The sequence below is a fragment of the Bradyrhizobium sp. Ses1 genome (genome assembly GCF_059512365.1).
Window position 1 is genome coordinate 1 of the sequence record NZ_JCAMOQ010000106.1, and the last position, 9,820, is coordinate 9,820.

At 63.5% G+C, this 9,820-nt stretch carries 11 protein-coding genes; all 11 read left to right on the forward strand.

Annotated features, from left to right (window positions below; genetic code table 11):
• The first annotated feature begins 226 nt into the window (after window positions 1–226).
• The 11 genes from AC5ZG5_RS44890 to AC5ZG5_RS44940 all read left to right on the forward strand — a co-directional run bounded on the left by AC5ZG5_RS44890 (window position 227) and on the right by AC5ZG5_RS44940 (window position 9,589).
• Window positions 227–946 (forward strand): cyclic nucleotide-binding domain-containing protein, encoded by a 720-nt coding sequence (locus AC5ZG5_RS44890; RefSeq protein ID WP_456647109.1) that lies wholly within the window; start codon window positions 227–229, stop codon window positions 944–946.
• Window positions 947–1,039: 93 nt separating this feature from the next.
• The gene (locus AC5ZG5_RS44895; protein ID WP_456647110.1) at window positions 1,040–1,177 is read left to right on the forward strand and encodes a hypothetical protein; all 138 of its coding nucleotides are present in this window, start codon (window positions 1,040–1,042) and stop codon (window positions 1,175–1,177) included.
• Between the two features lie 163 nt (window positions 1,178–1,340).
• On the forward strand, window positions 1,341–2,963 hold the full coding sequence (ccoN, locus tag AC5ZG5_RS44900) for a cytochrome-c oxidase, cbb3-type subunit I (RefSeq protein WP_456647115.1): 1,623 nt from the start codon (window positions 1,341–1,343) through the stop codon (window positions 2,961–2,963).
• A 10-nt stretch (window positions 2,964–2,973) separates the two neighbouring features.
• On the forward strand, window positions 2,974–3,708 hold the full coding sequence (ccoO, locus tag AC5ZG5_RS44905; RefSeq protein WP_456647111.1) for a cytochrome-c oxidase, cbb3-type subunit II: 735 nt from the start codon (window positions 2,974–2,976) through the stop codon (window positions 3,706–3,708).
• Window positions 3,709–3,719: 11 nt separating this feature from the next.
• A complete protein-coding gene (locus tag AC5ZG5_RS44910) occupies window positions 3,720–3,884 on the forward strand; it encodes a cbb3-type cytochrome oxidase subunit 3 (protein WP_456647112.1) in 165 nt (54 codons plus the stop codon).
• A gap of 6 nt (window positions 3,885–3,890) precedes the next feature.
• Window positions 3,891–4,760 carry a cytochrome-c oxidase, cbb3-type subunit III gene (ccoP, locus tag AC5ZG5_RS44915; RefSeq protein ID WP_456647113.1) on the forward strand — a complete coding sequence of 290 codons (870 nt, stop codon included), beginning with the start codon at window positions 3,891–3,893 and terminating at the stop codon, window positions 4,758–4,760.
• Window positions 4,761–4,838: 78 nt separating this feature from the next.
• Complete coding sequence (gene ccoG, locus AC5ZG5_RS44920) at window positions 4,839–6,302, forward strand: cytochrome c oxidase accessory protein CcoG (RefSeq protein WP_456647114.1); 1,464 nt, start codon at window positions 4,839–4,841, stop codon at window positions 6,300–6,302.
• Between the two features lie 20 nt (window positions 6,303–6,322).
• Complete coding sequence (locus AC5ZG5_RS44925; RefSeq protein WP_456647263.1) at window positions 6,323–6,823, forward strand: FixH family protein; 501 nt, start codon at window positions 6,323–6,325, stop codon at window positions 6,821–6,823.
• Window positions 6,824–6,832: 9 nt separating this feature from the next.
• Window positions 6,833–9,025 carry a heavy metal translocating P-type ATPase gene (locus AC5ZG5_RS44930; protein ID WP_496165548.1) on the forward strand — a complete coding sequence of 731 codons (2,193 nt, stop codon included), beginning with the start codon at window positions 6,833–6,835 and terminating at the stop codon, window positions 9,023–9,025.
• The gene (gene ccoS / locus AC5ZG5_RS44935) at window positions 9,025–9,195 is read left to right on the forward strand and encodes a cbb3-type cytochrome oxidase assembly protein CcoS (protein WP_456647219.1); all 171 of its coding nucleotides are present in this window, start codon (window positions 9,025–9,027) and stop codon (window positions 9,193–9,195) included. The genes AC5ZG5_RS44930 and ccoS overlap by 1 nt, the downstream gene beginning before the upstream one ends.
• 67 nt (window positions 9,196–9,262) lie before the next feature.
• Entirely contained in the window at window positions 9,263–9,589 is a 327-nt protein-coding gene (locus tag AC5ZG5_RS44940; RefSeq protein ID WP_456647218.1) for a hypothetical protein, read from the forward strand.
• Window positions 9,590–9,820 lie beyond the last annotated feature (231 nt).

The following is a 9,820-nucleotide window of genomic DNA, read 5'->3' on the forward strand; positions in this document are numbered from 1 at the left end:
CTGGTCCCTCCTGAACAGCTCCCCGTCTTGGAAATCCCAAACCAATCAGTCAAAACCTCTGTGTAGAGGTACTAGCCTCCGGCCGAGCCGACCATTGAGACAGGTCAAGGGCGCCTCCGGCGATTGATCTGCATCAACAACATCTCATCCCTACGGACGCTACACTGCATCGACCTGCGCGAAAGGCGCCCATGAGGCGTCTGCAGGCGGCAATCCGGAGGGGCGTGTGAAGATTTCGGTTTTGGGAGAAGGAACGCATCGGCAATCGTGTCACGATTGCACGGCGAGGGCCTTGGCCATCTGCGCAGCGCTCGACAACACCGAATTGCGCGAATTGGCGCAGCTGTCGCGGCATGTTCGTTTCGAATCCGGCGCCACCGTGTTCGCACAGGCAAATATCGCAACGTCGTTCTTCAGCGTGCATGAGGGTACCCTGCGCCTCTACAAGCTGTTGCCGGACAGCCGGCGGCAGATCGTCAGTTTTGCATTGCCGGGCGATTTCCTCGGGCTCTCCAGTTTGCCGCAGCACGAGTTCTCCGCTGACGCGATCGGCCGCGTCGCGCTGTGCCAGTTCTCCAAAGAGTCGTTCGCGACATTCGCCGAGAACCGGCCGCGGTTGCTGCGCCGTATCATCGAATTGGCGGGCCGCGAACTGGCCCGGGCACAGGAACATATGGTCTTGCTCGGACGGCGCTCCGCCGAAGAGAAGATAGCGAGCTTCCTGATCGGCTGGCGCGACCGACTGAGTGGAATTGGCCGCGATGGAGAAATTCTGCCGCTGCCGATGAAGCGGCTAGACATGGCGGATCATCTGGGGCTCACCATCGAGACGGTGAGCCGTACCTTCTCGAAGCTCGAACGTGATGGTGTGATCCAAATCTTTGCGGGTAGCGTCGTCCTGTTGGACGCCGCGCGTGCCGAAGCGTTGTCTGCGGGCGTAAGTTGAAGCGGGCCCGCGTTGGGTTCTTTCGTTTGATCAAGGTCAAAGACGCCTCTCTTGAAACCGCGATATATCGCATCAGCTTCAATGGAGGTTGTCATGCCCGCCGATGCGCTCTTGGTTTCCGCAGCCGTCATCTCGGCCTTCGTGATTTTCGCCGCTGCTCTTGGTTCGGCCAGTTTCCAATCACGATCGCATCAGGCGGCACCGGGAGCGCGCAAGCGTCGTCCATTCTGATTCCTTCCGGCAGCCGTTGGAGCTGGTGCAAAATGCCCACCGGTCCTGGGGGTAGCTGATCGGGGTTGATCTCAATCAAGGACAACATAGCCAGACCCGGGCTGACGGGGCGGGGCCCATGCAACGAGAATCACACATGCAGCAAGTTCAATCCGCGAAATGGATGACCCACGGTGAAGCCGGGCTGATGCTATTCTTCTCGATGGCAGCCTTTGTTTGCGCGTTCGCCGCGGCCATGGCGCTGGACACGCCGTTCGCGTTCCATGCTTCGCTCGCTGCAGTGGCAAGCGGCGCCGCCTCGTTCGCGATCATGAACCGGTATCTCGATCGTCCCGCGTCGCTGCCGCCGCGGGAGATCAACGGCAAGCCGAACTACAATCTCGGCCCGATCAAGTTCGCCTCGTTCATAGCGATGTTCTGGGGCATTGCCGGATTTACCGTCGGACTCCTGATCGCCAGTCAGCTCGCCTGGCCCTGGCTCAATTTCGATCTGCCCTGGACCAGCTTCGGCCGGCTTCGGCCGCTGCACACCTCGGCGGTGATCTTCGCCTTTGGCGGCAATGTGCTGATCGCGACCTCATTCTATGTCGTGCAGCGGACCTGCCGTGTCCGGCTCGCCGGCGATCTTGCGCCATGGTTTGTCGTGCTCGGCTACAACTTCTTCATTGTGATCGCGGGCACCGGCTATCTGCTCGGCGTGACGCAGTCCAAAGAATATGCAGAGCCCGAATGGTATGCCGATCTGTGGCTGACGATCGTCTGGGTCGTCTATCTGCTGGTCTTCGTGATGACGCTGGTGAAGCGCAAGGAGCCGCACATTTTCGTCGCCAACTGGTTCTATCTCGCTTTCATCGTCACCATCGCTGTGCTGCATCTCGGCAACAACCCCGCGCTGCCGGTATCAGTGCTCGGCTCGAAGTCCTACATCGCCTGGGGCGGCGTGCAGGATGCGATGTTCCAGTGGTGGTACGGGCATAACGCGGTCGGCTTCTTCCTGACCGCCGGCTTCCTCGCCATTATGTACTACTTCATCCCCAAGCGGGCGGAGCGGCCGATCTATTCCTACCGGCTGTCGATCATCCATTTCTGGTCGCTGATCTTCCTCTATATCTGGGCCGGCCCGCACCATCTGCACTACACGGCGTTGCCGGACTGGGTGCAGACGCTCGGCATGACCTTCTCGATCATGCTCTGGATGCCCTCCTGGGGCGGCATGATCAACGGCCTGATGACGCTGTCGGGTGCCTGGGACAAGCTGCGCACCGATCCGGTGCTGCGCATGCTGGTCGTCTCGGTCGCGTTCTACGGCATGTCGACCTTCGAAGGTCCGATGATGTCGATCAAGGTGGTGAACTCGCTGAGCCACTACACCGACTGGACCATCGGCCATGTTCACTCCGGTGCGCTGGGCTGGGTCGGCTTCGTCTCCTTCGGCGCGCTGTATTGCCTGGTGCCGTGGCTGTGGGGCCGCAAGCAACTGTACAGCCTGAAGCTTGTGAACTGGCACTTCTGGATCTCGACCATCGGCATCGTGCTCTACATCTCCGCGATGTGGGTCTCGGGAATCCTGCAGGGCCTGATGTGGCGCGCCTACACTTCGCTCGGCTTCCTCGAATATTCCTTCATCGAGACCGTGGAGGCGATGCATCCCTTCTACATCATCCGCGCCGCCGGCGGCGCGCTGTTCCTGATCGGCTCGCTGATCATGGCCTATAACCTCTGGATGACCGTGCGGGTCGGCGAGGTGGAAGTCACCACGCCGCTGGCGCTGCGGCCGGCGGAATAACGAGCGTCAGATGTCCTTCTGGACCCGCCACCAAATCTTCGAAAAGAACTCGATCATCCTGATCGCGGGCATCCTGGTCGTGATCGCGATCGGCGGCCTGGTCGAGATCACGCCGCTGTTCTACCTTAAGAGCACGATCGAGGTGGTCGACGGTATCAGGCCGTACACGCCGCTCGAACTCGCCGGCCGCAGCATCTACGTGCGCGAGGGCTGCTATCTCTGCCACTCGCAGATGATCCGGCCGCTGCGCGACGAGGTCGAGCGCTACGGCCACTTCTCGCTCGCCGCCGAGAGCATGTACGACCATCCGTTCCAGTGGGGCTCGAAGCGTACCGGGCCTGACTTGGCGCGGGTCGGCGCCAAATATTCGGACGAGTGGCACGTCACCCACCTGACCAATCCGCGCGCGATCGTGCCGCAGTCGGTGATGCCGGGCTATCCATTCCTCGCCCGGACCGAGATCGACACATCTGTTATCGTCGATCATCTAAAGGCCAGCCGGATCGTCGGCGTACCCTATTCGGACGAGCAAATCAAGAATGCGGTGGCCGACCTGAAGGCGCAGGCCGATCCGGACAATGCAAACACAGATGCCTTTGCAAAGCGCTATCCGAAGGCCCTGATCCGCAACTTCGACGGCAAGGCCGGTGCGCCGACTGAGATGGATGCGCTGGTCGCGTACTTGCAGATGCTCGGCACGCTGGTCGATTTCAAGCTCTACAACAAAAAAGCCAGTCTTCGCTGAGAGACGGGACGATGAAAGCAATTCTGACGGTTCACAATCTGGCGTCGAACCTCGTGACGAGCGTGTGGACGCCGATCTTCGTCGGCCTGTTCATCGCGATCGTGATCTACGCGCTCTGGCCGCGCAACCAGGCCGCCTTCGACGAGGCAGCGCGGATACCGTTGCGGGAGGACTGACAGGTCATGGCTGAAACCGAACTCGATCAAGTTTCCGGCAAGACCACGACCGGTCATCAGTGGGACGGCATCAAGGAACTCAACACGCCGCTGCCGCGCTGGTGGCTGATCACCTTCTACGCCACCATCCTGTGGGCGATCGGCTACTGGATCGTGTATCCGGCCTGGCCGCTGCTGTGGAGCCACACCACGGGCGTGCTCAACTATTCAACGCGCGCCGCGGTCGGCGTCGAGCTTGCCAATCTGGAAAAGATCCGCGGTGACAAGATGGTTGCGCTGGGTGCGGCTTCACTCGCCGACATCGAGAAGAATCCGGCGCTGCTGGCGCTCGCGCGCGCCCGCGGTAAGATCGCTTTCGGCGACAATTGCGCGCCCTGCCACGGCTCGGGCGGCGCCGGTGCAAAGGGCTATCCGAACCTGAACGACGACGACTGGCTTTGGGGTGGCTCGCTCGAGCAGATCCTGCAGACCGTCCAGTTCGGCGCGCGCTCGGGTCATGCCAAGACTCATGAGGGCGCAATGCTCGCCTTCGGCAAGGATGGTATCCTGAAGCGGGACGAGATTGTCACGGTCGCCAATTACGTGCGCTCGCTCTCGGGCTTATCGACGCGTCAGGGTTACGACGTTGCAGCCGGCGAAAAACTGTTCGCCGACAATTGTTCGACCTGTCACGGTGCGGACGGCAAGGGCAACCAGGAGCTTGGCGCGCCCGATCTCACCGACAAGATCTGGCTCTACGGCTCGGACGAGGCCACCGTGATCGAGACCATCACCAATGGCCGGGCCGGCGTGATGCCGGCATGGGTTGGCCGGCTCGATCCCTCCACCATCAAGGCGCTTGCGGTCTACGTGCATACGCTTGGCGGCGGCAGGTAGCGGAGCAAAGGGAAACGACGTCCGGTTTGCGCTGGATCAACCCGGCAGAGAGGGAGGGGACTAGGAGAGCGCGGGCCCATGAACAAGATCGTCCAAATAGGCGCCGACCAAGCCGAAGATGTTGGGCCGCTTTACGCGGCCCGCAAGAAGGTCTACCCGCAGAAGGTCTCGGGGACCTTCCGCCGGATCAAATGGGGCCTGATGGCGTTCTGCCTCGGCGTCTATTATTTCCTGCCTTTCGTACGCTGGAATCGCGGCCTCGGCGCGCCCGACCAGGCGGTGCTGATCGACCTGCCGAACAGCCGCTTCTATTTCTTCTTCATCGAGCTCTGGCCGCAGGAAGTCTATTACTTCACCGGCCTCCTGATCCTCGCCGCGATCACGTTGTTCCTGATGAACTCGGTCGGCGGCCGCATCTGGTGCGGCTATCTCTGCCCGCAGACGGTTTGGACCGACCTGTTCTACGCCGTCGAGCGCCTGGTCGAGGGCGACCGGCGCGAGCGGATGAAGAAGGATGCGTCCGCCAATCGCTGGACGCTGGAGCGCATCTCCGAGCTCGTGCTCAAGCATTCGATCTGGCTGATGATCGCCTGGTGGACCGGCGGCGCCTGGGTGCTCTATTTCACCGACGCGCCGACGCTGGTCAAAGAGCTCGTCACCTTCCAGGCGCCGGCGATCGCCTATATCTGGATCGCGATCCTGACCACGACGACCTATCTGCTCGCCGGCTTCATGCGCGAGCAGGTCTGCGTCTATATGTGCCCGTGGCCGCGCATCCAGGCGGCGCTGACGGATGAATGGGCGCTCAACGTCACCTATCGCTACGACCGCGGCGAAAAGCGAATGTCGGTGAAGAAGGCGAACGAATTGCGCGCGCTCGGCCAGCACGCCGGCGACTGCGTCGACTGCTATCAATGCGTCGCCGTCTGCCCGGTCGGCATCGATATCCGTAACGGCCCGCAGCTCGACTGCATCCAGTGCGGGTTGTGTATCGACGCCTGCGACACCGTGATGAAGAAGATCAACCGGCCGACGCGATTGATCGGCTACGACAACGACATCAACATCCAGCGCCGGATCGAAGGCAAGCCGCCGATCTACCGCATCGTGCGGCCGCGGACCATCACCTATGTCGCGCTGATCGCACTCGTCGGCGGGATCATGCTCTACGCGCTCGCGACGCGTTCGCTGCTCGACATCAACGTGCTGCACGACCGCAACCCGGTCGCGGTGAAGCTGAGCGACGGCTCGATCCGCAACGCCTATACGGTCCACTTCCTCAACAAGCGCGGCTTCGACCGCGTGGTGGCGATCGACATCGATGGCCCACAGGATGCCAAGCTCCATGTCGTCGGCGGCGACTCGATCACGCCCGATCGCCCCATGATCGTGCTCGGGCGCGACGGCACAACCGAGCTGCGCGTGCTGGTCACCGCGCCGTCCGACCGGAATCCCGAGAAGTCGATCCCGGTGAAGTTCCGCGTCACCGACATCGGTCTCGGCGAAGTCGCGTCCGCCACCGACAATTTCGTCGCGCCATAACGGGAAGAAGCAGGGCCGCCATGAATAGGGAATACGGATCGGAGAAACCGCTGACCGGGCGCAAGGTGCTCGTCATGCTGGTCGCATTCTTCGGCGTTGTGATCGGCGTCAACGTCACCATGATCAAGCTGGCGACCTTGACGCTGCCCGGCACCGACGTCGACAGCGCCTACGCGGCGAGCCTCGCCTATGAGAAAGAGATCGTCGCCGCGCGCGAGCAGGACGCCCGCAACTGGAAGGTCGACGCGCATCTGGCGCGCGATGCCGGTGGCGGCACAGCGCTCGAACTCGAAGCGCGTGATGGCAATGGCAGGCCGCTCATCGGATTGCAGTTCACCTCCCGCCTGGAGCGCCCGACCGACCGGCGCGCCGACCAGGCGATCGAGCTGTCGGAAGCCGGCGGCGGTCGCTACCGCGGCAAGGGCAGCGCGATCGGGCCCGGGCAATGGGACCTGGTGCTGGAAAGCGAAGCCGATGGCCGGCGCGTGTTCCTCTCGAGGAATCGCGTGGTGCTGAACTAAGAGGGCGTGATGCAGGCGACACGGGACTTTTCGCACTATGTCAAACATCTCGGCTCGGGATTGGCGCATATCGACCTCGCGGTCGAGGGCGTCAATTGCGCCGGCTGCATGTCGAAGATCGAGCGCGGGCTTTCGGCGATTCCCGATGTGACCTTGGCGCGCGTCAATCTCACTGACCGCCGCGTGGCGCTGGAATGGAAGGAGGGTGCGCTCGATCCGGCGCGCTTCATCGATCGGCTCGCCGAGCTCGGCTACAAGGCCTATCCGTTCGAGACGGTCAGCGCAGAAGCCGCCGAGGTCGAGAACTCCCGCTTCCTGCTGCGCTGCCTCGGAGTCGCTGCGTTCGCGACCATGAACGTGATGATGCTGTCGATCCCGGTGTGGTCCGGCAATGTCAGCGACATGCTGCCGGAGCAGCGCGATTTCTTCCACTGGATGTCGGCGCTGATCGCGCTGCCGGCGGCGGCCTATGCGGGCCAGCCCTTCTTCCGCTCGGCCTTCAACGCGCTGCGCGCCGGCCATGTCAACATGGACGTGCCGATCAGCATCGGCGTGATCCTGGCGCTCGGCATGTCCATCGTCGAGACCATCGGACATGCCGACCACGCCTATTTCGATGCGGCGATCATGCTGCTCACCTTCCTCCTGGTGGGACGCTATCTCGACCAGAGCATGCGGCGGCGTACCCGGGCGGTCGCCGGCAATCTCGCGGCGCTCAAGGCCGAGACTGCGACGAAGTTCGTCGGTCCGGACGAGATTTCGGTGGTGCCGGCGGCGGCGATCCGGGCCGGGGACACCGTGTTGCTGCGGCCCGGCGAGCGATCCGCGGTCGACGGCACGGTGATCGACGGAAGGTCTGAAATCGACCAGAGCCTGATCACGGGCGAGACGCGGCATGCGGCGGTCGAGGCCGGCAGCGCGGTCTATGCCGGCTCGCTGAACATCTCGGGCGCGCTGCGCATCCGCGTCTCGGCGGCGGCGGAAGGCACGCTGCTTGCGGAGATCCAGCGATTGCTCGAGCACGCCGTGCAGGTGCGCTCGCGCTATGTGCAGCTCGCTGACCGCGCGTCGCGGCTCTATGCGCCGGTGGTGCATGCGACCGCTCTCTTGACCATGATCGGCTGGCTGATCGCGGGCGCGAGCCTGCACGATTCCGTCATCACTGCGATCGCGGTGCTGATCATCACCTGTCCCTGTGCGCTGGGGCTCGCGATCCCGACGGTGCAGACGATCGCGGCGGGCGCGATGTTCCGCGCCGGCGTGCTGATCAATTCGGGCGACGCCATCGAGCGCGTCGCCGAGGTCGACCACGTCATCTTCGACAAGACGGGAACGCTCACGTTGCCGGAACTCGATGTGGTGAACGCTGCGGCCGTGCCGGCCGATGTGTTCGAACTGGCGGGCCGGCTCGCGCTGGCCAGCCACCATCCGGTCGCCGCGGCGCTGGCGCGCGCGGCCGGTGCGAAATCGCCGCTGCCCGGCGTTACGGAAGAGCCAGGGCAGGGGGTGCGCGGCAGCTTCGGCGGCGAAGACGTCAGGCTCGGCCGTCCCTCGTTCTGCAACGCGGAGGACCTCGCGGAGGAGGTCCTGCGCCGCGATCCCGAGGCGTCCGTGGTCGCCTTTGCCCGCGGCGAACAGCGCTACGTGTTCGCGGTTCGCCAGGGCCTGCGGCCGGATGCGGTTGAGACCGTTGCGGCGCTGCAGCGGCGCGGCATCGCGATCGAGATCTTGTCGGGAGATCGCGAGCCCGCGGTGCGGGCCGCGGGCGAGACGCTTGGCATCCCGGAGTGGCGCGCCGGCGTAACGCCATCAGACAAGATCGCACGCGTCGAGGAGCTGAAGCGGCAGCGCGTCAAGGTGATGATGGTCGGCGACGGCTTGAACGATGCGCCATCGCTTGCGGCAGCGCACGTCTCGATGTCGCCAATCTCAGCCGCGCATCTGAGCCAGGCGACCGCCGATCTCGTCTTCCTCGGTAAGCCGCTGGCGCCGGTTATCGCGGCCGTCGACTATTCGCGCAAAGCGCTGCGGCTGATGCGGCAGAACCTCTATCTCGCCGTCGGCTACAATGTCCTCGCCGTGCCGATCGCGATCCTGGGCTTCGTGACGCCCCTGATCGCGGCCGCCGCGATGTCGGGCTCCTCGATCCTGGTGATGCTGAACGCGCTGCGCGGACGTCGGGTGCGGCAGGAGGTGGTGTGATGGAAGTGATCGCGTTCCTGGTGCCGTTGGCGCTGCTGCTCGGCCTGCTCGGATTGCTCGGACTCCTCTGGTCGTTGAAGAACGGCCAGTATGACGACCTCGAAGGCGCCGCCTGGCGGGCGATCTCGGACGACGACGAAACGCCGGCGGCTCCGAGGCGTGGCGTTTGATCTGGCGCAATGACGGCGATCTGATCCGGCCTGATGCTGGATGTGCTCAGAAGTGCGGGAGAGTGCGATGGCATCGGCAACACGAACGGAAACGATTGCGGGCAGGCTGATCGGCAAGCTGACGGGCTTCCTCGACCGGTTCCGCGACATCGGTGAAATCCGCAGCCTCAGCGTCGCCGAGGCTGACCAGGTCGCGCACGATCTCCGCGTCTCGCCGGGCGAGCTTGAGATGCTGGTTGCCCGGGGGCGTCAGGGCACCGACGAACTGCCGCAGATGCTGAAGGCGCTCGGGATCGACGAAGGCGCCATCAAGCGACGAGCCCGGTGTACTGAACGATATGAGACGGGTCTGCGCGCTCTGCATCGAGAAATCCCGCTGCAACAGAGAGCTTGAGGCGGGAACGGCGGCGCAGCACCTTCATGAATACTGCGCCAACAGCTACACGATCGATGCGCTCCGGACGAAGCCAAAGCCAGATGCGATGGATCTCGTTCGTGGTCCGAGCTGCTGCTGACAAGCTACAAATAGCCTAAGGGCCTCTTGGTGTTTACTCATAGGTCAGAAATATAGGCGACATTGTTGCGGCGTTGGTGTATGCTATCGGCATGAAACGCGACGGCCGAC